We start from the raw sequence: 23,403 nt of genomic DNA on the forward strand, positions 1-23,403 counted from the left end.
GGTTGGACGTCAGCCCCGCATCAGGTCCCACACCGGCACCTGGGCCAGCAGCGGTGGTTCCGTCTCACCCTCGTGGCCGAGGTGGAGTTCGCGACGGGCCCGTGTGGCCAGGACGTAGTACTGCATGCGCAGCGCGGCGGAGGTGGGGTCCTCGGAGGCATCGGTGTGGGTGTCGGGGATGACGACCGTGTCGAAACCGAGTCCCTTGGCGCTCTTGCGGTGGACGATGACGATGCCCGGTCGACCGAGGTCGATGTTGCGGTACTGACCGCCCTTCGCGTCGGATGTGTACAACTGCGCCTTGAGCCGCGGGGCCCGGCGCGACAGGCTTCCGAGCAGCGAGAACTGCGTGTGCTTGGAGTTGGCGATCACTCCGATGGTGTGCTGCGGGTGTTGCTGCGTCAGCAGGATCAGCAGGTCGGCGGCGCCGCGCTCGTGGAAACGGTGCAGGCGGGGCGTCGGGCCCTGCCGGTCGGGCAGTACGGGGGCGTCGGCGCCGGTGCGGAAATGGGCGGCGAAGGATGCGATCTGCTGGGTGGTGCGGTGGTTGCCGTCGATGTCGTGCCGGGTGCACCGGCCCAGGCCCCGGGCGATGTCGACGAGGGTGGAGTTGGTGTCGGTGAGTCGCTGGCACTCGTCGGCGCAGACCGTCGTCCGGGCTCCCAGCATCCGGCACAGCAGGTAGAACTGGGGCGGCAGGTCCTGGCCTTCGTCGACGACCAGGGTCAGCCCCGGGATCGGCCCGATGTCGGCGGCGCGGTCGAAGAGGACCTGCCAGTCATACCAGCCGTCGGCACCGCGCGTAAGACCGCCTCCGTACCACTCCGCGAGCCAGGTGTGCGCGGTTGTGACACGGACCGAGCGGTCGACGGGCCCCAGCGCGTGGGCTGCGGCGGCCAGGGACTGCCGCAGCAGGTTGGAGTAGGTCAGCAGGGTCACCGGGGTTCCGGTGAGCGCGAGCATGACGGCCCGCTGCACGGCCAGGAGGCTCTTGCCGCTTCCCGGTGGGCCGCTCAGCAGGTGATTGCCGTCGAACGGCAGCCCGTCCAGGCACGCGCGCTGTTCCGGGGTGAGGTCGAGATAGGTGAGGGTCATGTCTGCTCCAGTGCGCCGGCCGCGGCGGCGCGCGCGGCGGTGACGATGGACTCCAGGTAGCCGGGTACGTGTTCGCCGCCGACGACGAGTGCCCGGTCCAGCAGGCTGTTGCCGGCCTCGCAGCTGGTTTCCGGCAGCAGGGCGCAGGCGTGGCAGGCGGCCCGGTTGAGGTTGCCGAATCCCTGCCCGGTGTGTTCGGCGCAGAGCGGGTCGGCGGAGCACCAGGCGGCGGCCTCGGTCATCCGCAGCAGCGTCTCGGCCAGTCGCGGTGGCTCGCCCTGGCGGACGAGTCCGCCCAGGGTGCCCTCGGCGTCTCCGGCGGCCGTGTACACGAGGATGCCGTACTGGTTCTGCTCCGGGCGGGCGTAGATCCGTTCACGCAGGCTCGCCGTCGTGTAACCGGACTCGAACGACAGCTGGCGGATGAGGAGGTGGGCGAGGGTGTGCAGGAGCACGAACCTCGGGGCGAGTTCCGGTCCGGTGACACTCTCGAGGCGGTCCTTCTGGAACGAGCGGTCGAGGTCGGCCCGCATACCCTTGACCCGTTTACGGACGTCCGGGTGGTCCTCCCACCCCTTCAGTGCACCGTGGTCGAGGGTCAGGAAGATGCCCTCGCCGAAGACCTCGACGGCAGGGAGCCACCTCAGCCGCCGCGAGGTGTCGGCCGGAACGACGGTGGCGTCGGGGGAGACTCGGGTGAAGCCGGACAGGGCGCGGACCTCACGCAGCCGGTCCGCGAGGACGACGCGGCCGAAGCGGCTCGCGAGGCCGGACCAGGGTTCGGCGGTCTCCCCCGCCAGTCCGAGTGTCGTCTCACGCAGGGCGAAGTCACGGGTCGCGGGCGGGACGGGTGCCATGAAGGCCGCCCACTCCTCCCGGCTCATGTCGGGCCGTGCGGGTCCTGCGGATGCGGTGGCCGGGGCGGTGGGACCGGCGCCACCCGTTTCCTCGACCAGGAGGGCGTCCAGCAGGGCGTCATCGGCTCCTGTGTCCTCCTGGATCATCTGCCGGAAGAGGACGGCGCGCGGGGACTCGGCGTCCCGGCACAGCGACACCCACAGGTGGTGCTCCCGCACCTGGTCGGCGACGGCGTCGCCGGTGTGCGCGGGGACGTCGGTCTCGGGGATGTCGAGCGCCGAGTGCACGACGGGGTAGTACAGGTTGCCCGCGGTGCGCTGCACGATCTGCACGGGCTTCGAGCATTGCACGGCTTCACTCGCGCGCTGCCACGGGTTGCGTCCGGAGCAGCGCAGGCCGTGGGTGCCGAGCACATCGAGCAGGTCTCGAACGGCTCCACAGCTCTTCGCGGTGCAGGCGATGGAGAGCGCTTCGAGCCCGGATGCCCGTTCGGAGACCAGGAACTTCAGCTTCTCCCGCTCCCCGCACTGCCGCCGCTCGCCCCCGTCCCGCCGCGAGTGCGCCCAGAACCACCAGTCGACGTCGCTGAGGTGCCCGGCCTGGCAGATCTGCACGAACCGCATCGGCGCCAGCGTCCGCGCCAGGGAGCAGGAGGGGCAGCGCGGCGCCTGCCCGTGCTTCTCGTCGGCGATCCGCCACCGCTTCATCCTTCGGCACGCTCCGCAGAACAGCCAGGACGGGAAGCGGATGTACGGCGCTCCCGGGGCTTCGGCGACGTCGAAGCGGTCGTTGGCGGTGGCTGGCGCGGCGTAGAAGCCGGAGACGCCGAGGCGGTCGGCGAGCCGGGCCGACTCGATCGGCTGCCGGCCTCGGGTCGGCCAGTCGCCGATCCCGGTGGCGACGAACGACTCGCCCTGGATGTCGAAGACGGCCCCGACTCCGAAGGGCACCACGGTCTGCGACTGGCGTACCCGGAGTGTGCGGCTCACAGGTCGGCTCCCTTCACTGTCACCTGGCATTCACGGTCGACGTTGCGCATCGAGTTGGGGGTCTCCCACAGGCCGTAGATCTGCTCGAAGCTCTTGATGAGGTTGGACTGGCCCTTGCCCTGGCTGCGGTAGTACAGCTCGCGGCCGTCCTTGCGGGCCTGGCGCGCGAGGTCCTCCCAGTCGGCGAGCAGCCCGGTGAGTTCCTTGTGGACCACCTCACGGACGCCGGGTTCCGCGGTTTCCGCGCGGTCGGCCAGTTCCCCGATCAGTGCCTCCACCTCCGGCATCCGGTCGAGGACGTCTCCGGCCTGGTTCTCGGCCGCGAGTCCGAGGCGGTGTCGTACGAGGACGACGAGCACCGCGTGCAGGGCGCGGCGGCGGGAGGGCACGGACCAGGGGGTGACGCTGGTCGGCTCGACGTGCCGGTAGAGCGCCCGGTGGTAGACGTCGAAGGTCTCGTAGTGCGAACGGTCCCGGGGGCGGGTGGCGTTGAAGAAGGTCACCACGAGGCCGGGTACGGAGTGGCGGCCCACTCGGCTGGTGGCCTGGATGTACTCCGCGGTCGTCTTGGGCTGGCCCTGCATCAGCATCAGTGCGAGTCGCTTCACGTCGACGCCCACGGACAGCATGTTGGTGCAGGGCAGGAAGGACACCGACTTGGCGTCGTCCCAGCTCTTCTCCAGCCGGTCCAGCAGCACGGGCTGTTCCGAGCGGGGCAGGTTGCTGGTGAGTTCCTCGACCTGCTGGTCCGGCAGCGGGCGTACGCCGTTGCCGGAGTCCAGTCCGGCGAGCTGGGCGGGGATGTCGTCGGCGGCGGCGGTGACGGTGCGGCCGAGTTCGCGCAGGCTGTGGTGGTAGGCGACGAGCGTCCAGTAGGCGTCACGGTGTTCTTCGGGCAATTCATACGCGCCCTGGAGCAGGGCGGCGGCGGTGGCGACGGAGGCGCGGCCGGCGGTGTGTCCCTGGGCCATGACACCGACGTAGCGCCGGCCCGGCCGGGTGGTGTCGGGTTCCGCGAAGTAGGAGTGGCGGGCGTCGAGTCCGGCGGGCGGGAACAGCTGGACGTCTCCCCCGTACAGGGCGCGGACCTGTTCACCGGAGCGGCGGATGGTGGCGGTGGACGCCACGACCTTCGGCCCGGTGCCGTCCGGGGCGGTGCACAGGCCGAGGACGGCGGCCTCGTAGAGGCCGACGGTGGTGCCGAGCGGGCCGGTCAGCAGGTGCAGCTCGTCCTGGATGATGAGGGATGGCGGCCGGTGCCCGGTGCCGGCTCCGAAGAGCCGTCCCGCGCGGGACTCCCAGGCCAGCCTGGCGAACTTGTCGACCGTTCCGAGGACGAACGTCGGCGGCCGGTCGTACAGGTGCTCGTCCACGACGGCGACGGGCAGTTCGTCGTGGAAGAGGCACTCGTTCCTCGGGCAGAAGAAGGCGAAGGAGTCGGCGGCGGCGCGCACGCCGTAGTCGTCGATGTCGGGTGACTTGTGAGCGGGCAGGATGCGCGTGCCGCACCATGGGCAGCGGTCCAGGATGAATACGTCGTCCGGGGTGGCGGCCGCCCGCGCGGTCTCGAAGTCGCGTCGCGCCTTCTCGTAGGTGTTCGCGGTGGTGGTCTCACCGACCCACAGGCCGATGGAGAACGGCTCGTCGCCGTAGGTGGCCGGGTCGGCGCGACGCATGGACTCAAGGGCGCACACGGTCGTGGCGGCGCGCTGGAACTGCTGGGTGGTCAGCAGACTGAGTGTGTAGCGGCTGAGCACGGCCGTGCCCCCGCCGTCGGGCCCGCCTCGGCGCAGCACCATGACGAACGCGGCCAGCAGCAGGTAGGCCTCGGTCTTTCCACCACCGGTCGGGAACCAGATCAGGTCGGTGACGGCGCGGTCCGGGTGCCGGGGATCGGCGGCTCCTTCGACGGCGAGCAGGAAGAACGCCAGCTGGAAGGGACGCCAGGCGGCGTCCGGATGCGGCTGCGGGTCCGGGGGCACGCCGTTGTCGTGGCGGGGACGCCGGGTGCCGGCGAGATCGGCGGCGGAGTGGCGCATCTGCAGCGCCATGGCGTGGTTGGCGGCCCGGAACGCGTGCAGCAGCTCGGGGCGTGCGGGGTCGCAGAGTGTGCGCACGCCGGACTCGATGCGGGCAACGGCGGTGCCGATCCGTCCGAGGACGCGCTCGGCTGCCGCGCGGCCCCACTCGGGTACCTCCGTGTTCAGCTGTCCGACGTACCAGGCGCGGTACGCCGACGCGAACTCGGCTAGGCCCTCGCGGAGTTGTTCGACGGAGACGGAGGGGTCGGCGAGGTGGGCGAGTTTGAGTACCGGGGTATCGGTGAGTCCGGCAGCTCGTACGCCCGTGACCTCCGCCTCGGGCATGACGGCCGCCCGGAGCCCGGTCACCGCCTGCCCGTCGTCGTCCCGCAGTTCTTCGACGGCGCACCCGTGCCCGACGGCGTGGGTGCGCACGTGCCGGTACTGGAGGCGCAGTTCCTGCTCCTCCGCATCCCGGCTGGCGAGACGCACACTCGGGTACTGGAGCACCTGTCCGTCGACAGGCCGGGCCCTCAGCTCCACCTGGAATAGCATGCGGTCCCAGTGGGCGTTCTTGCCGAGGGCGGAATCGTACTGGGCGGCGTTGACGAGGGCGACGGTGACGAGCTTGCCACTGCCGAAGGCGCGCCGGGTGATACGGAGTTCGGCTCGCGCGTCCAGCACGGAGACCGCATCCCGGCCGGGACCTAGGAGGTGTGTCTCGGCGGGTATCGCGACCCTCTGCCATGTCCGTCCGCGCCGACCGCTGTGCGACTGGGTCAGATAGCGGGCGGCTGAGCACTCGACCTCGAGGGTCTCGGTGTCGGTGTAGAAGCTGAACCCGAGGGACGACGGCAGCCAGGAGTTCGACTCGGGCACGGGGTCGCCCGCCGGTGCGGTGTCCTCGGCGCCGCGCTCCGTACCCGCGCCCTCGAACTCCTCCTTGGCGAGGTCCAACTGCCCCTGCAGATCGGCTTCCTGCGGGTAGAGGGTGCCCATGAGGTACTGCCGGTCGGGTGGCGCGTCGAGCGTCTCGTCGTCGCCGTTGACCGGACCGACGAGTTGTCGCCGCAGGTAGGAGACGAGTTCCTGTCTGGGATCCATGGCATTCCTGGTGATCGTGAAGGGAAGAGGGGACGAACGGGCGGCCGTCGGGCTCAGGAGGACCGGCGCCAGCGGTCGCGCAGGAGCCCGCGGCTTCGTTCCGCTTCCTGCGTCGCGGCCAGCCGTGCCTGCGCCTCGTTGAGCTGTGTCTGCAGGTCGGTGATCCGGAGCCAGGCGCTGTGCTCGCTCTGCGCGATGCGCTGTGCCGCCTGCTGCTCGGCCTCCTCCGCGTGACGGCGGGCCGCTTCGACGAACCGGTCGCGCTGCTCGAGGGCCGCCTCGGCGTCCCGCAGCCGGGCTTCCAGCTCGGCGATAGGCAGTCGGGCACCCTGGCGGTACTCCTCCCGCGCCGACGCGGCAGCCCGTTCCTGTTCGGCGACGGCCGCCTCGGCCTTCCGTACTCGGGTCTCCAGCTCGGCGACCCGCGCGCCGGCGGCGCGTTCACGCTCGTCGGCAGCCTTCTTGGCCTCGCTCAGCCGCGACTCGAGATCCGCGATGCGTGTCTCGGCACCTTCGCGGTACTGGCGAAGACGCAATTCCAGGACGGCGGTCCGGTCCCGCTGCTCCTGCACCGGCCGGGCGGTCGCCTCGGCCTTCTGGGCTCTGTGCAGCACCGACTGGTACGCCGCGTGGTGCTGCGCCTTCAGCTGCGCGACGCGTTCCTCGGCCTCGGCACGGATGCGCCGCTCGCGCCGGAGCAGCAGGGCGTCCATGCGCGCGAACAGCACCTCTTCCCAGGCGTCGAGTTCACGTTCGACCTCCGTCCGGACGGCCGCGACCCGCTCGTCGGCGGCACTCCGCTCCTCGTCCCGCCGCCGCTCGTGTTCCCGCGTCACCGAGGCGAGGTGGCCCTCGCACGCGTCGTGGTCCCCCGTGGACGGCAGCTCAGCGGCGGCCGGCGGCCAGGGGTTCGGGCCGGGATCCACGGAAGCCGACGCCGGGCTCTCGTCCCCTGGCTCTGCCTCGTCAGCCGGGACCGCAGTCGTGGCGACGTCGCTGTCGTCCCCTGCCTCCGTGTTCCGGACCCGCTCGGTCAGTGCCGCCACGAACTCCCGGAGTGCGTCGCTTATGGCGAGGCGCGCCCCTGAGTGAACCAGGGGGTTGGCGGCCAGGTACCCGCGAGGAGTTGCCCCCGCCAGCCTGTCCGCGAGCGACTCGAAGAAGTGCTCGGGACGGAGTCCCAGCTTCCTGACCGCGGTGAAGACCTCCACGAGTGTCTCGAGGGCTTGGACGACAGGACGGTCAAGAGTGCCCCGGTGCCGTGCCGCGCGTACCACTGCGTCGGCGGCCGGCGTGCCGAGGAGCACGGACAGTTGCAGGTGCCCGAGCGCCAGCAGTGCGTATTCGGCACGCCAGGCCACTCCCCCACCCAGCGGCGGCTCCGTCAGCGCCAACGCCTTGCCCCAGTCGGCGGTGGCCTGCGGCGACTCGGTGTCCGCATCCCTCGCGCCGGCGGACGGGGAGGGCACCGGTGTGTCCGCGACCGGCTCCGGCTGTGCTTGCGCACCTGGCGGAACCACCGCAGAGGCTTCCTCCTCCACCTCTTGCGTGTCCGGATGCCGAGTCTCGGCGGGTGCGACGGCGAGGAACTCCCGCAGCGCGTCCCGTACGGCCAGTCGCGACTCGCGGTTCGTCAGCGGCCGGCGCACGAGGTAGTCGCGGGGCGTGGCACCGACGAGCGCTTCCGTGGGTCGGTCGAAGAAGTCACCCGGCTGCTGTCCGGCCGTGACGAGGGCGTCGAAGACGCGCCGCAGCACTTCGAGGGCTGTCAGCACCGGCCGTGACAGGCGTCGGCCGTTACGGGCGTCCCGCGCCACGACATCAGCCGGCTGTCCCAGGAGGTCGGTGAGGTCGTCGTTGCCCAGCGCCGCCCGGGCGTAGTCGACGAGCCACCGGTCCTGGTCGACGGGTGCCTCTGCCAGGCGACGGGCGCGCTCCCAGTCGGCGGCAAGGGCTTCCCGCTGCGCCTCGGCGTCGCCGGCCGCTTCGGTTCGTGCCTGCTCCTGCACGCTCGTCGCCCCGGTGCCCTGCGGTTCCGCCGTCGCGTCGGCTTCCGCGGGGGAGTCGGTCAGCGCGTTGTCCGCGCCCGCTTGTGCCGGCTCCGTTCCGACGACGGGTGTGCTGGCGGTCTCGTCCGCCTGCCTCTGGCGTACCAGGACCAGGTGTTCCGCCGTCGCCTTGCGAAGGGCGAGCCGGACCCGGGCGGTGCGGGCGGCGTGCGTGGCCCGAGCGATACGAGCAGCCTTCCGGGCCTGGGCGGCTCGTTCCGCCTCGCGCTCGGCCCTTTCACACGCGGCGTCCAGATTGACGAGGCCCGCCTCGCGCAACCGGAGTAGCAGCACCGGCTTGGTCTTGCCCTCGATCTGCCGGATGCGCTCCCTGGTCACACCGAACTCGCGTCCCAGGTCGTCCAGCGTCGACGGCTCGTCACCGTCGAGGCCGAGACGGCGCACGAGGATGCGCGCCTCCCGTTCGGTGAAGGTGTCCACCACGGCCAGCACATCGTCCACGTACAGGGCACCGACCACCTGCTTCTCCAGCGACGGCGTGGTGTGGGTCTCCGCCACGAAGTCCGCCAGGGTCGCCCCGTCGCCCATGACACGGTCCAGAGAGTCGGTCCGACGGCTCAGCCGCCGCGCCTCTTCCACCTTCTTCAGGCTCAGGTCGCACAACACCGCCACGTCGGCCGCGGTCGCCGGCCTCCCCTGCGCGGCAAGAGTCCGCTCGGCGTGCGCCACCTTCCGGATCTGCTCCTTCATGTGAACCGGGATCCGGATGAGAGCGCCCTCGTCGTCCACGCCACGGCCGAGCGACTGCCGGACCCACCAGGTCGCATACGTCGAGAACTTGTAGCCCTTGGACGGGTCGAACTTCCGCGATGCCTTCATCAGCCCCAGGCAGCCATGCTGGAACAGGTCGTCGTAGTCCAAGCCCTGCTCCAGGTACGGACGTATCAGGGAGTGCACAAGACGAAGGTTGTGGACCACCAGGCAGTCCCGGGCCCGGATCCTGAGGTCGCTCCGGGGCAGCGTTTTCAGCTCATCCTCGCTCGGCTCCGCCCCGATCCGCTCGGCTCCCCCTCGTATCAGCACAGCGAGCCCAACCTCGGCCTCTGCACTCAGCAGACGATTTTCAGGGCGTCTCTCGAACCGGTCGGCACGCAGGACTGCCAGGGCCGCCTTCACAGCGTCGGCGACCGCTCCGGTCACCATCGAGTCCGGCACTTCTTCCTCGTCCGCACCTGCGGTTGCCGCAACGCCGCCGGCTGTGACGGCTGCACCCCGTGTCACCACCGTCGACGACGACCCTGGCCCGGTCGACCGCTCGTCACCCTCGTTCCCAGGGACGTTCCTGTCGTCCCGCACCTTGGCCCACGCCCGAAGAGCGGTCTCCTCCTGCCGGTCAAGACCGGCCAGTCGGACCACGCCGTCCATCAGCCGCGTCGTCACATACCCGTCGTCATCGGCATAGCGCAGGAGCAACGCACGCACCGGCGCGAGACGGGCGAACACATTTTCTCCACCCTTCCATGCAACCTTTTCCACATCCGGACGGTCGATGTCTGCATGCACCACCGACCTCTCGACGGGCACTCCCAGCCTGGCGAGTTCCTCACGCAGCCGCTCCCGCTCGGCATCACCCAGTCCAAGCTGATGCGCTTGCGCAGCGAACGCCTCATCCGGCACTACGCCGTCCACGGCGGCACGCCGAAGTCGAGCCAACAGCTCGGTCAGCGCCGCCCTTGTGACGGCTACCCCTTGCGCACCGACGGGTTGATGCCCCATGTCGCCCACCCCCAGACCAACTACACGCAAGAGCGTAGGTCTGACGCGTTAACAGTGTCAACAGATCTGAAAGCTATACACGTTGACCCCTCTCGTGTACGGTGACCGCAACAGCACGCTCCGCTATGGAACTTGAGCACAGCGGTGGCATATACAGGGGGCAAGTCCCTTTGTGGGACGGTGAGTAGAGGGCAGAGGAGCGACCGTGGGCCACGAGCTCATCGATGCCAGATTCCGTATCGGGCAGGTCATCGGCAAGGGCAACATGGGGGAGGTTCACCGGGCCGAGGACCTCCAGGCCCCGGAGGGCAGTGTCGACCGCGTTGTCGCCGTGAAGACGATCCTGCGCAGTCGTACGGGCGCTCTGATCGACACCGGCGCAGACAACAAGGCGGTGGACCGCTTCGCCCGCGAGGTCCGCATCATGCGCCGCCTCGACCACCCGAACCTGACACGGCTCATCGCCGGCGGCGTCACCGAAGACAGTGGACTGCCGTATCTGGCCATGGAGTTCCTCGACGGCGAGACGCTCCGCGACCTCGTCGAGGAGGAACGCCAGCTGCCCATCTCCTGGGTGGCTGCCATCGGCGCCCAGATCGCCGACGGCCTCGCCACCGCACACGCCGCCGGCGTGGTCCACCGCGACCTGAAGCCGTCGAACGTCATGCTGACGCGGGGCGGGACCATCAAGGTCCTCGACTTCGGCATGGGGTGCATCGTCGACGACCCGGACGAGGCACGGCTCACCAGCACGGGTGTCAGCGTCGGCACCGCCCGCTACATGGCTCCCGAACAGTTCAAGGCCAGGCAGATCACCCAGGCCGCCGACCTGTACGCGCTGGGCTGCGTGCTGTACGAGATGCTCGTCGCCGTACCGCCCTTCACGAGCGAGTCGCCCTACGAACTCGCTCACAAGCACCTCGAGACCGAACCGACGCCCCTCGCCGTCATCCGCAGCGAGATACCCGCCGAGCTGATCCGCCTCGTCGGCCGACTCCTGGCGAAGGATCCGGCGGACCGCCCCGCGGAGGCGGCAGAAGTACGCGACGCGCTGCTCCCGCTGGCCGTGCAGGGTCCGAACGCACCTCAGCTCCCCCACTGGAGCGCCCTCGACCCGACGCTGCCCCTGCCCACCTCCGGCAGCCGCACCGCCGCCCCCTCGTCCGCACCCGCCCCGCGGCCGACCCCAGTGACCGCCTCCGGCACGGCCATGGACGTCTTCGGCGTGCACCGTGCGCTCATCAAGGACTACCGCTCCTTCACCGAGGGCGGCACCGTGATCCGCGACGACCGGGTCGCCGCGTTCGTGGAGAAGGACCTCGACGACAAGTCGCAGTGGCCCGATCCCTGGCTGTCACTCAACCCGTTCTTCCACAGCGGCGGCACGGTCGTGGAACTCGTCGGGCAGAACGTCCTGCACCCCGAGTGCGCCCGCATCTTCCAAGCCGGGAAGACGGAGGGTGGCACGGTCCCGGACGGACGGCCGCTCACCCTGCACCAGCACCAGCGCGAGGCCATCGAGGCCGCCGACCGACGTGCCTCGTACGTGCTCACCACCGGCACCGGTTCGGGCAAGTCGCTTTCCTACATCGTGCCGATCGTCAATCGGGTACTGCACGAGCGGGATACGGAAGGCCCCAAGGCCCAGAAGCGGGTGCGCGCCATCATCGTCTATCCGATGAACGCGCTCGCCAACAGCCAGCTCAAGGAACTGGAGAAGTACCTCCGCGACGGCTACGGCTCGGGCCGAGAACCGGTCACCTTCGCCCGCTACACGGGTCAGGAGGACGACGAGAAGCGCAAAGAAATTCGCGACAACCCGCCGGACATCCTCCTCACCAACTACGTGATGCTGGAGCTGATGCTGACCCGGCCCGCCGACCGGGCCAGCCTCATCAAGATGGCGAAGGGCCTGGAGTTCCTGGTCTTCGACGAACTCCACACCTACCGCGGCCGGCAGGGCGCCGACGTGGCTCTACTGATCCGCCGGGTCCGCGAGGCCTGCCAGGCTCCGCACGTGCAGTGCATCGGTACCTCGGCCACCATGTCGACCGAGGGCACCGTGGAGGACCAGAAGCGGGTCGTCGCGGGTGTGGCGAGCACGTTGTTCGGTACGACGGTCAGCCCGGAACACGTCATCGGCGAGACGCTGGTCCGCGCGACCGGCGAGGCGCCGGAGGCCGTCCCCGCCGAGCGTCTGACGTCGCCTGCGGCCCCCCGCGCGTACGACGATCTGGTGCGCGACCCCCTCGCTCGCTGGATCGAAACGCGCTTCGGACTTGCCACGGACGAAGCGACCGGCCGACTGGTGCGTCGGCAGCCCACGAAGATCGAGGTCGCGGCGCGTGAACTGGCCGAGCGGTCGGGGGTCGCCAAGGACGACTGCGTGAGGGCCATCGAAGCGACCCTCGAGGCCGGCTCGCAGGCCAGGCACCCGGTCACCGACCGTCCTCTGTTCGCCTTCCGGCTGCACCAGTTCCTCTCCAAGGGCGACACCGTGTACGTCACTCTGGAGGACAAACTCTCCCGTCACCTCACCCGCTCCTACCAGCTGGAACAGCCCGGCAGCGGGGGCAAGTTGCTCATGCCGCTGGCCTTCTGCCGGGAGTGCGGCCAGGAGTACATGACGGTCTGGCGCAACGAGAAGGACGGCGAAGTCCGTTACGAGGCACGCCGGGACACCTCGGCCACGGGCGGACGTCAGGGCGATGGCTACCTCTACGTCGATCACGAGCGGGCCTGGCCGTCCAGCGTCCAGTACGCCGTGGACGACCGTCGGCTGCCGGAGTCCTGGCTGGAGCTGGACGACAAGGGCCAGGAGGTCGTCAAGAAGGCGTACCGCGACCGGGTGCCGCGCGCCGTCACGGTGGACCCACTCGGCTACGAGGGCCGTGGCGAACTTCAGGCCGCCTTCGTGCCCTCGCCGTTCCTGTTCTGCCTCCACTGCGGAGTGGCGTACGAGCAGACGCGTGGCCGGGACTTCGCGAAGCTGGCAACGCTGGACCAGGAGGGCCGGTCGTCGGCGACGTCGCTGATCTCGGCGTCGGTCGTGCGGTCACTGAAGTCGGTGCCCGAGGAGGCACTGGACAAGGACGCGCGCAAGCTCCTGACGTTCGTGGACAACCGTCAGGACGCCTCCCTCCAGGCCGGCCACTTCAACGACTTCGTGCAGATCACGCAGCTGCGCGGTGCGCTGTACCGGGCCGCGCTGGACGCGGGCGAGGACGGTGTCCACCACGAGGAGTTGGCCTCGGCGGTGACGAACGCGCTCGCGATCGAGCCCGCCGACTACACGGGCGACAGCGACCAGCCGCCGTCCCTCGCCAAGGCGGCGGCCAAGACGCTGCGGGACGTGATCGCCTTCCGGCTCTATCTCGATCTGGAGCGTGGCTGGCGCATCACGATGCCGAACCTGGAGCAGACCGGTCTGCTGGAGATCGACTACGAGGACCTGGACTGGGTCGCGGGCAAGCAGGACCGCTGGGCGCACACCCACGCGGCGCTGCGGGACGCCGATCCCGCGCTGCGTGCGGAGATCATGAAGGCGCTGCTGAACGAGATGCGCCGCTCGCTCGCCATCGACGTGGCCTACTTCCGTGACGACTTCGACTCGTTGCAGCGGGCGAGCGAGGAACGGCTGGTGGACCCGTGGGTACTGGCGGCCTCCGACCGGCCGCGCGTCGGCACCGCCTATCCGCACCCGTCGCGTCCCGGTATGGACCGCTCGGCGTTGTTCCTTTCCGCACGCGGCAAGTTCGGCAAGTACCTCAAGCGCGCGGACAGCTCGTTCAAGAAGCTCTCCCCTGACGATCTGCAGCTCGTCATCGAGGAGCTGCTGAAGGTCCTGGCCAAGGCGGACCTGGTGAAGGAGGTGGCCGAGGCCCCGAGGCCGTCGGGCCGCTACCGCAGGCCCAGCGCACCTGCCGCGACCGGCTACCGGGTGGCCGCCCAGTCGCTGATCTGGCGGGCGGGCAAGGGCGAGACGGGCACACACGACCCGCTGACGCGCACCTACCAGAGCGGCGACGGTCCGCGGGTGAACACGTTCTTCCGCGATCTGTACAAGGAGGCGGCGAGCGCGCTGTCGGGCCTGTTCGCGCGCGAGCACACCGCCCAGGTCGCTCCGGAGGAGCGTGAGAAGCGCGAAGAGGCCTTCCGCAAAGCGGAGTTGAAGCTGCTCTACTGCTCCCCGACGATGGAGCTGGGCGTCGACATCTCCTCCCTCAACGCCGTGATGATGCGCAACGTGCCGCCCACCCCCGCGAACTACGCCCAGCGCTCCGGCCGCGCGGGCCGCAGCGGGCAGCCCGCACTGGTGACGACGTACTGCGCGACGGGCAACAGCCACGATCAGTACTACTTCCGCCGTTCCGAGCGGATGGTGGCGGGCGCGGTCGCACCGCCACGCCTGGATCTCGCCAACGAGGACCTCGTCCTCTCCCACCTGCAGGGCATATGGATCGCCGAGGCCGGCCTGAAGCTGGGACGCGCCATACCCGAGGTCCTCGACGTGTCGCACCCGGACACCGGCGACCGCCCCAACCCGGCCCTTGAGCTTCAGCCCGACATCCTCGCGGCCTCCCTCGACGAGAGCGCTCAGCGGCGCACCGTCGATGCCGCGCAGCGCGTACTGGGGCCACTGCTGCCCGACTTCGTCGACACCACCTGGTGGCACGACGACTGGATCCAGGACCGGGTGCGGACGGTACCGGAGCGGTTCGACCGAGCTTTCGACCGGTGGCGGCAGCTGTTCCGCGCCGCCCTCGACGACCAGTACATACAGAACAAGCGGCGCCTCGACTACAGCCTGACCGAGAGCGACCGCAACCGTGCGAATGCCCGCCGCCGCGAAGCGGAAACGCAGCTGAACCTGCTGATGAACGAGAGTGCCGACAGCAAGTCGGTCCTCTCCGACTTCAACCCGTACCGCTACCTGGCCTCCGAGGGCTTCCTGCCGGGTTACAGCTTCCCGCGCCTGCCGCTGGCGGCCTACATCCCGACCATCGGCCGTCGCCGGGGCGACGGCGACTACCTCCAGCGGCCCCGCTTCCTCGCAATCCGCGAGTTCGGTCCCGGTGCGCTCATCTACCACGAGGGCGCTCGCTACCAGGTGACGCGCATCCAGCTGCCGCCGGACTCCTCCGGTGACCTGGCCACCAGCGAGGCCCGCCGTTGCGCGCACTGCGGCTACCACCATGACCCGGCCGAACGCCAGGACCGCTGCCAGATGTGCGATGAGCCGCTGGGGGCGGCGACCCACGGCCTGCTGCAACTGCACACGGTGTACACCACGCGCCGCGAGCGGATCTCCTCCGACGAGGAGGAGCGCCGCCGGGCGGGTTACCGCCTGGAGACGTCGTACCGCTTCCACGACCACGGTGCTCGCAAGGGTCGCCTCAACGCGTCGGTCGCCGACGCTTCGGGCGCGCCGCTAGCCGACCTGGCGTACGGCGACTCGGCGACGGTCCGCATCACCAACATCGGTCGGGTGCGGGCCAAAAAGGACGAGCCGGCGGGCTACTGGCTCGACCTCGCCGACGGCCGCTGGATGAACGACAAGGACGCCGCCGAGGCCTCCGGCGACTCCAGCGAGCTGCCGGTGGTCGACGAGGACGGCAAGGAGCGTCGCCGCAAGAAGCGGGTCATCCCGTACGTGGAGGACCGCCGCAACATCCTCGTCGTCACGCTGGACGAGGCCCTGCCCGAGCCCGAAGCGCTGTCCCTCATGTACGCGCTGGAGCGGGGCATCGAGGCCGCGTTCGAGCTGGAGGACGCCGAGCTGTCCAGCGAACTGCTGCCGCCGGACGGCGGACCGTGGGGCCGGTTCCTGTTCATGGAGGCCGCGGAGGGCGGCGCGGGCGTGCTGCGCCGCCTCCAGGCCGAGCCGGACGCCCTGGCCAAGGCCGCCCGGTACGCCCTGTCGATCTGCCACTTCGACGCGGACGGCACCGACCTTGGCGGCCCGCACCCGAACCGCCCGTGCGCCCTGGGCTGCTACGAGTGCCTGCTGACGTACGGCAACCAGCTCGACCACGCGCTGATCAACCGCCATGCCGCACAGCACTTGCTGGTACGGCTGGCCACGGCGACGGCGGAGCGCGAGTCGCGCGGTGAGTCCCGGTCGGAGCAATACCGGCGGCTGCTCGACCAGGTCCCGGCGGCGCCGACGACGGTCGAGGCGACGGCCGCCACCGAACTGGCCGCGCGCGGTGACTTCCTGGGCTGGGCGAAGGCACGGGGACTGAACCTGCCGGACGAGGCGGGACCCTTCCTCACCGAGGCGAACGCGATGCCCGACTTCGTGTACCGGCTCCCGGGCGGAAACGTGGCCGTCTTCGTGGACACGTCCGACAAGGAGCAGGACACCTTCCGGGACGAGGACGCCGAGGACCGCCTCTTCAATGCCAGTTGGGACGTGGTCCGCTTCCCGCGCGGCGACGACTGGGACGCCATCGCCGCCGCCAACGCCCGCTACTTCGGCACGCCGTCCGCCAACTGACGACCGGCTTCTCCTGAGGACTCGAAAACACACATGGCACTCACGTACTCCGCAGGTTCCCTGGTGAAGGCCCGCGGCCGCGAATGGGTGGTGCTCCCCGAGAGCAAGCCCGACCTGCTCGTCCTGCGCCCGCTGGGTGGCTCGGACGACGATGTCGCCGCCGTCTTCCCGGCGTTCGAGAAAGTCGAGGAGGCCCGGTTCGCCGCGCCGGAGCCGAGCGATCTCGGCGACCAGCGGGCGGCAGGGCTGCTGCGCACGGCCCTGCGCGTCGGCTTCCGCTCGGGCGCCGGTCCGTTCCGCTCACTGGCCGGCATCGCGGTGGAGCCGCGCGCGTACCAGCTCGTCCCGCTCCTGATGGCGCTGCGTCAGAAGACGGTCCGCATGCTGATCTCCGACGACGTCGGCATCGGCAAGACCGTCGAGGCGGGCCTGATCGCGAGCGAACTCCTCGCGCAGGGCGAGGCGTCGGGCCTGGCCGTGCTGTGCTCCCCCGCGCTGGCGGAACAGTGGCAGCAGGAGCTGCGCAGCAAGTTCGGCATCGACGCGGAGCTGGTGCTGTCGTCGACGGTGACGCGCCTGGAGCGAGGCCTGGACCTCGGCCAGTCCCTCTTCGACCGCTACCCGAACGTCATCGTCTCCACGGACTTCATCAAGTCCACCCGCCACCGCGACGACTTCGTACGGCACTGTCCCGACCTGGTGATCGTCGACGAGGCACACACCTGCGTGGCGGCCGACGACACCAAGACCGGCACACAGAACCAGCTGCGCTACGAGCTGCTGCGACGGGTCGCCGAGGACGCGGAACGGCACCTGCTGCTGGTGACGGCGACGCCGCACAGCGGCAAGGAGTCCGCGTTCCGGAACCTGCTGGGCCTCGTCAAGCCCGACTTGGCGCACGTGAACCTGGAGTCGGACGCGGGCCGAAAGCTGCTGGCCCAGCACTTCGTGGCCCGCAAGCGCGCGGACGTACGCCAGTACCTCACCAAGGAGGACGGCCTGGCCGACGACTCCCTCGCCGAGCGCACCGCGTTCCCCTCGGACCGCTACTTCAAGGACGAGACGTACAAGCTGTCCCCCGAGTACCGGGCCCTGCTGGACGACGCGATCGCCTACGCGAGCGAGCGGGTGGAGGAGGCGGACGGACGGGGCCGGAGGGAGGCCCGAATAGCCTGGTGGTCGGCGATCGCGCTGCTGCGCTCGCTGGTGTCCTCGCCGCGTGCGGCGGCGCAGACGCTGCGGACGCGGTCGGCAGCGGCCATCGCGTCCTCGGCGGAGGAAGCCGACAAGCTGGGGGCTCCGCTCAACAGCGACGCCGCCGACAGCGACTCCATGGAGGGCATGGACGTAGCGCCGGGCGCGGAGACCGAGGAGAGCGACCCGCGCTCGCGGTTGGCCGAACTGGCGGACCGGGCAGCTGAGTTGGAGGGCCCCACCCAGGACCTCAAGCTCAAGGCCCTGATCAAGCACCTCAAGTCGCTCCTGGCCGACGGCTACAACCCGATCGTCTTCTGCCGCTACATCCCCACGGCCAAGTACCTGGCGGAGCAGCTGTCGAACGACCCGGAGACGAAGAAGCGCGGCCCGCTCGGCGCGAAGACGGTCGTCAAGGCGGTCACGGGCGAGCTGTCACCGCAGCAGCGCATCGACAACATCGAGGCGCTGGCGACGGAGGCCGGCGAGGACGCCGCCGCGCGCCGGGTGCTGATCGCCACCGACTGCCTGTCGGAGGGCGTGAACCTGCAGCACTACTTCGACGCGGTGGTCCACTACGACCTCGCGTGGAACCCCACCCGCCACGACCAGCGCGAGGGCCGCGTCGACCGCTACGGCCAGCGCCGCGACGAGGTCCGCGTCATCACCCTCTACGGCGAGGACAACGGCATCGACGGCAAGGTCCTCGAAGTCCTCATCAAGAAGCACCGCCAGATCAAGAAGGACCTGGGCATCTCGGTGTCGGTCCCGGACGAGCTGTCCACGGGCGTGACGGACGCGATCGTGGAATGGCTGCTGATGCGTGGCCGCGAGAACGAGGACGCCTTGTTCAGCGCGGACGCGTTCAAGGTGAGCACGGCCAAGCTGGACAGCGACTGGAATTCGGCGGCGGAGCGGGAAAAGGCGTCGCGATCGCGGTTCGCGCAGCGATCGATCCACCCGGAGGAAGTGGCGCGAGAGGTAGCCGCGATCCGGGAGGCGCTGGGCGGTACCGGCGAGGTGGAGACCTTCGCACGGGAGTCGCTGGGCGCGCTGGGCGCGGTTCTGCGAGACGTGGGCGCCGTCGACTTCACGGCGCAGGTGGGTGGGACACCGGCGGGTCTGCGGGACGCCCTGGCCACGGTTGTGGGCGGGGAGGTGATCGAGCAGGACCGCCCGATTCCGTTCCGGAGCGATCCGGCGGTGCCCAGGGGTGAGGCTGCCCTGGTACGGACGGACCCGGTGGTGGGCGCGCTGGCGTCGCACGTCCTGAACGCGGCGCTGGACGCCCAGGCGGACGGCGCCCGTCCGGCTCGCCGCTGCGGTGTGGTGACGACGGATGCGGTGTCGACGCGTACGACGCTGCTGCTGGTCCGTTACCGCTTCCATTTGACCCTGCCGTCGCGGAGCGGTGAGAAGCAGTTGGTCGCGGAGGACGCGCGGTTGCTGGCCTTCGAGGGTTCCCCGAAGAACGCGGTGTGGTTGTCGCAGGAGCGCGCGGGGGCGCTGCTGGACGTGACGGCGTCCGCGAACACGGACCCGCACTTCGGCGAGCGCATGATGCAGCGGGTCCTCGACCAACTCCCCGATGTGTACGGCCACCTGGAGTCGTACGGCGAGGAACTGGCCGCCGAGCTGGACTCCTCGCACCGCCGAGTGCGCCAGGCCTCCGGCGAGATCGTCCGCGGCCTGTCGGTGACGGCCCAGAAGCCGGCCGACGTCCTGGGCGCGTACCTCTACCTGCCCGCGAACCCCTCTGCTTCCTCCCCCGCCCCTGCTGCTGTCTCTGGAGCGTCCGCCTGATGTCCGCCACGACTCGCAACCAGGTGTTCACCGCCGTCCACACAGTCGGAGGTCTGCTGCCGGCCGACATGCTGCTGCGCATCTCCGAGGGCAAGGACGTCCCGGGCTCGAAGCCCGCCGACTACGGCCTGCCGTCGTCCCGTTCGGTCCGCGACGAGGCCGAGCGCAGCTGGGAGTACCTGAAGCCGCTCTGGCGCGAGCTGCGCAAGCACCTGCCTGAGGACGGGGAGACGGGCCTGGCCGCGACCGACCCGACGGGCCGCGCGGTCGCCGACTGGCTGTCGCCGCTGTGGCGGGAGCTGGGCTTCGGCCGCCTGACACCGATCGGTGGAGAGGGGGTCACGGCCGACTCGGACACGGAGAAGCGGTTCTCGGTCTCCCACCGCTGGCAGCACGCATTGATCCACCAGGTGCCGTGGAACGCCAACCTGGACAAGCGTCCCGGTGGCGCGGGTACGGTGCCGCCGCAGTCGATGCTCCAGGAGTGCCTGAACCGGACCGAGGCCCACCTGTGGGGCGTCCTGACGAACGGCCGTCAGATACGTCTGCTGCGCGACTCCAGCGCGCTGGCGACGGCGTCGTACGTCGAGTTCGACCTTGAGGCGATCTTCGACGGCGAGCTGTTCAGCGAGTTCGTGCTGCTGTACCGGCTGCTGCACGTGTCGCGGTTCGAGGTCGCGGAGGACGCGGCGCCGGCTACGTGCTGGCTGGAGAAGTGGCGCACGGAGGCGATCGCGCAGGGAACGCGTGCGCTGGACCAGCTCAGGAAGGGCGTGCAGCGGGCAATCACAACACTCGGCACGGGTTTCCTGAAGCACCCGGACAACCGGGAGCTGCGGGAGACCCTGGAGGTCAAGACCTTCCACTACGCGCTGCTGCGCCTGGTCTACCGGCTCCTGTTCCTGTTCGTGGCCGAGGACCGCGAGGTTCTGCTGTCCCCGTCGGCGGGTGAGACGGCGAAGGAGCGGTACGCGGCGTACTTCTCCTCGGCCCGCCTCCGCCGACACGCGCAGCGGCGTCAGGGTACGGCCCACGGCGACCTGTACCAGGCGCTGCGCTTCGTGTTGGGTGGTCTCGGGAACGACGACGGCCTCCCGGAACTGGGTCTGCCGGGCCTCGGCGGCATCTTCGACGACACGGAGGCGGACAAGCTCCTGCACGGCCTGTCCCTGTCGAACGAGCCTCTGCTGGAGGCGGTGCGGGCGCTGTCGATCGTCCGGGACACGACCAGCAAGCGCAATCGGGTGGTGGACTACCGCCACCTGGACGCGGAGGAGCTGGGCTCGATCTACGAGTCGCTGCTGGAGCTGGTCCCGAAGCACAACGCGACCGAGCGCACCTTTGAACTGGTCGAGCTGGCGGGCAACGCTCGTAAGACCACGGGCTCGTACTACACCCCGTCCTCGCTGATCGAGTGTTTGCTGGACTCGGCGCTGGACCCGGTAATCGACGACGCGGTGAAGAGGGGCGAGATCCAGGCGACGCGCGCAGGCCAGCCGGACCCGGGCCCGGCCATCGTCGAGGAACTGCTGAACCTGACGGTCTGCGACCCGGCCTGCGGATCCGGTCACTTCCTGGTGGCTGCGGCACGGCGAATCGCCAAGCGGGTGGCCGCTGTGCGGGAGCAGAACCCGGAGCCGACGATCGACGCGGTGCGGCACGCGCTGCACGAGGTGGTCGCGCGCTGCATCTACGGCGTGGACCTCAACCCGATGGCCGTCGAACTGGCCAAGGTGTCGCTGTGGCTGGAGGCCCTGGAACCGGGCAAGCCCCTGGGCTTCCTGGACGCCCACATCAAGCACGGCAACGCGCTCATCGGGGCTACGCCGGCACTGCTGGCCAAGGGCATCCCTGACGACGCGTTCAAGCCGATCGAGGGCGACGACAAGAAGATCGCTTCCGCCATCAAGAAGCGGAACGCGGCGGAACGCGGCGGCCAGTTGAGCTTCCACACGGAGGAGCGCATCTGGGTGTCGAACGCGGCGTTCGCGGCGAGCTTGCGGGACATCACCGCGGCGTCGGCTGACACCTTGCGCGACGTCCGGCTCCAGTCCAGCCGGTTCCGTGACCTGGAGCAGTCGGCGGACTACCTGCGCTCACTGCACATCGCCGACGCCTGGTGCGCGGCATTCGTGTGGCCCAAGGTTCAGGTCGCGCCTACTCCCGTCACCGAGGGTATCTTCCGCGACATCCAGAGCCCTGGTGCGGGCATCCCCGCCACCACCAACGAGGAGATCATTCGTCTCGCTCAGCAGTACAGGTTCTTCCACTGGCATCTGGAGTTCCCCGAGGTCTTCCACGTCCCCGCAGCCACGGACGCCGATGTGGACACGTCCCTCGGCTGGGCTGGGGGCTTCTCCTGCCTGCTGGGCAACCCGCCGTGGGAGCGCATCAAGCTCCAGGAACAGGAGTTCTTCGCTCAGCGCGACGCGGCCATCGCCAACGCTCCCAATGCTGCCGCCCGCAAGAAGCTCATCGCGACCCTGCCGACAACCAACCCCGAACTCTTCGCCGAGTTCGGCGAGGCCAAGCGCCGCGCCGAGGGCGAGAGCCAGTTCCTGCGCTCCTCACTGCGCTACCCGCTCACCGGCCGGGGCGACATCAACACCTACGCCGTCTTCGCCGAGACCGACCGCAACCTCACCGGCCCCGGCGGCCGTACGGGCGTGATCGTACCCACGGGCATCGCCACCGACGCCACCACCCAGTTCTTCTTCAAGGACCTCGTCCAACACGGCTCCCTAGCCTCGCTGTACGACTTCGAGAACGCAGCGCCGCTCTTCCCCGGCGTGCACCGCTCATTCAAGTTCAGCCTGCTCACCCTCGCCGGCCGCGCGGTTCGCGAACCTGCCGCCAGCTTCGCCTTCTTCCTCCACGACACCACCGAACTCGACGGCCCCGGCAAGCGCTTCACCCTCACCCCCGAGGAGATCACTCTCCTCAACCCCAACACCGGAACATGCCCCGTCTTCCGCACCCGCCGTGACGCGGAGATCACCCTCGGCATCTACCGCCGGGTCCCGGTGCTCATCAAGGAGGGCGACCCCAACGGCAACCCCTGGGGCCTGTCGTTCATGACCATGTTCCACATGTCGAACGACTCCCACCTCTTCCACACCCACGAGGAGCTGGAGGCCGAGGGCTGGCAGTTGGATGGCAACGTCTTCACCCGCGGCACCGCCCGCATGCTCCCGCTCTACGAAGCGAAGATGCTCCACCACTACGACCACCGCTGGGCAACCTACGAGCCAGAGGGCTCCACCCGCGACCTCACCCTCCCCAAGAAGCAGGACCGCACGAGGTCCGTACTCCCCCGCTACTGGGTCGCCGAGCGCGAGGTCGAGGCCCAGCTCACCCGAAAGTCCTGGGGCCACGACTGGCTAATGGGCTTCCGCAACGTCTGCCGCAGTACGGACGAGCGCACGGTAATCCTGGCGTCAATTCCGCGATCAGCTGTTGGGCACAGTACGCCACTTCTGCTGGCTGGCGACGCGCACTTTCTCCAGTCCGCTCTAACTTCGTTTGCTTGCGACTACTCCCTCCGGCAGAAGCTCGGCGGGGTGAACCTGACCTTTAACTATTTCGAGCAGATTCCCGTCCCGACTCGCGCCGGGCTGTTGCCCCAATCGTCATTCATCACTCCGCGTGTCCTTGAACTCGCCTACACAGCAGACGACATGGCCCCCTTCGCTCGCGACCTCGGCGACACCGGCGTACCCTTCCGCTGGGACGAGGACCGCCGGACGATCATCCGCGCCGAGCTGGACGCGCTGTTCTTCCACCTCTACGGCATCCCCCGCGACGATGTGGACTACATCCTCGACACCTTCCCCATCGTCAAGCGCAAGGACGAGGCCAAGTACGGGACCTACCGCACCAAGGAACTGATCCTGGCCGAGTACGACCGCATGGCCGCAGCCGGCGTCAATCTGGAGAACCCGTTGGTGGACGGCGAGAACTACACCTCCACCCTCACCCCGCCCCCGGGCCACGGCCCTCGGCACCCTGCCTGACCGCCCGGCGGTCGCCGCGCGCACGCCGACCACCCTCAACTG

Annotated in this window: 7 protein-coding genes; 3 read left to right on the forward strand and 4 right to left on the reverse strand. The window is 69.8% G+C overall.

The window, feature by feature from the left end; translation table 11 throughout:
- Positions 1 to 9 precede the first annotated feature (9 nt).
- The 4 genes from ABZ865_RS07755 to ABZ865_RS07770 are packed head-to-tail and all read right to left on the reverse strand — an operon-like array spanning position 10 to position 9,852.
- Complete coding sequence (locus tag ABZ865_RS07755; protein ID WP_361225504.1) at positions 10 to 1,095, reverse strand: DNA helicase; 1,086 nt, start codon at positions 1,093 to 1,095, stop codon at positions 10 to 12.
- Positions 1,092 to 2,942 (reverse strand): DUF1998 domain-containing protein, encoded by a 1,851-nt coding sequence (locus ABZ865_RS07760; RefSeq protein ID WP_361225507.1) that lies wholly within the window; start codon positions 2,940 to 2,942, stop codon positions 1,092 to 1,094. The genes ABZ865_RS07755 and ABZ865_RS07760 overlap by 4 nt, the downstream gene beginning before the upstream one ends.
- Positions 2,939 to 6,067 (reverse strand): helicase-related protein, encoded by a 3,129-nt coding sequence (locus tag ABZ865_RS07765; protein ID WP_361225510.1) that lies wholly within the window; start codon positions 6,065 to 6,067, stop codon positions 2,939 to 2,941. Before ABZ865_RS07765 ends, ABZ865_RS07760 begins: the two co-directional genes overlap by 4 nt.
- A gap of 53 nt (positions 6,068 to 6,120) precedes the next feature.
- On the reverse strand, positions 6,121 to 9,852 hold the full coding sequence (locus ABZ865_RS07770; protein WP_361225513.1) for a sigma-70 family RNA polymerase sigma factor: 3,732 nt from the start codon (positions 9,850 to 9,852) through the stop codon (positions 6,121 to 6,123).
- Between the two features lie 205 nt (positions 9,853 to 10,057).
- Between ABZ865_RS07770 and ABZ865_RS07775 the strand changes: the two genes are divergently transcribed.
- From ABZ865_RS07775 to ABZ865_RS07785, 3 genes are read left to right on the forward strand one after another with little or no spacing between them, the layout of a single operon-like run.
- Positions 10,058 to 16,351, forward strand: coding sequence for a protein kinase (locus tag ABZ865_RS07775; protein WP_361225516.1), 6,294 nt, complete (start codon positions 10,058 to 10,060; stop codon positions 16,349 to 16,351).
- Between the two features lie 33 nt (positions 16,352 to 16,384).
- On the forward strand, positions 16,385 to 19,348 hold the full coding sequence (locus ABZ865_RS07780) for a DEAD/DEAH box helicase (protein WP_361225519.1): 2,964 nt from the start codon (positions 16,385 to 16,387) through the stop codon (positions 19,346 to 19,348).
- On the forward strand, positions 19,348 to 23,361 hold the full coding sequence (locus ABZ865_RS07785) for a DNA methyltransferase (RefSeq protein ID WP_361225524.1): 4,014 nt from the start codon (positions 19,348 to 19,350) through the stop codon (positions 23,359 to 23,361). Before ABZ865_RS07780 ends, ABZ865_RS07785 begins: the two co-directional genes overlap by 1 nt.
- Positions 23,362 to 23,403 lie beyond the last annotated feature (42 nt).

The organism is Streptomyces sp. NPDC047085 (genome assembly GCF_040643735.1).
Classification (GTDB): domain Bacteria; phylum Actinomycetota; class Actinomycetes; order Streptomycetales; family Streptomycetaceae; genus Streptomyces.

Excerpts from the sequence above, each read along its gene's own strand:
- ABZ865_RS07785 (WP_361225524.1), top strand. The coding sequence starts at position 19,348 with ATGTCCGCCACGACTCGCAACCAGGTGTTCACCGCCGTCCACACAGTC.
- ABZ865_RS07780 (WP_361225519.1), top strand. The coding sequence starts at position 16,385 with ATGGCACTCACGTACTCCGCAGGTTCCCTGGTGAAGGCCCGCGGCCGC.
- ABZ865_RS07765 (WP_361225510.1), bottom strand. The coding sequence starts at position 6,067 with ATGGATCCCAGACAGGAACTCGTCTCCTACCTGCGGCGACAACTCGTC.
- ABZ865_RS07755 (WP_361225504.1), bottom strand. The coding sequence starts at position 1,095 with ATGACCCTCACCTATCTCGACCTCACCCCGGAACAGCGCGCGTGCCTG.
- ABZ865_RS07770 (WP_361225513.1), bottom strand. The coding sequence starts at position 9,852 with ATGGGGCATCAACCCGTCGGTGCGCAAGGGGTAGCCGTCACAAGGGCG.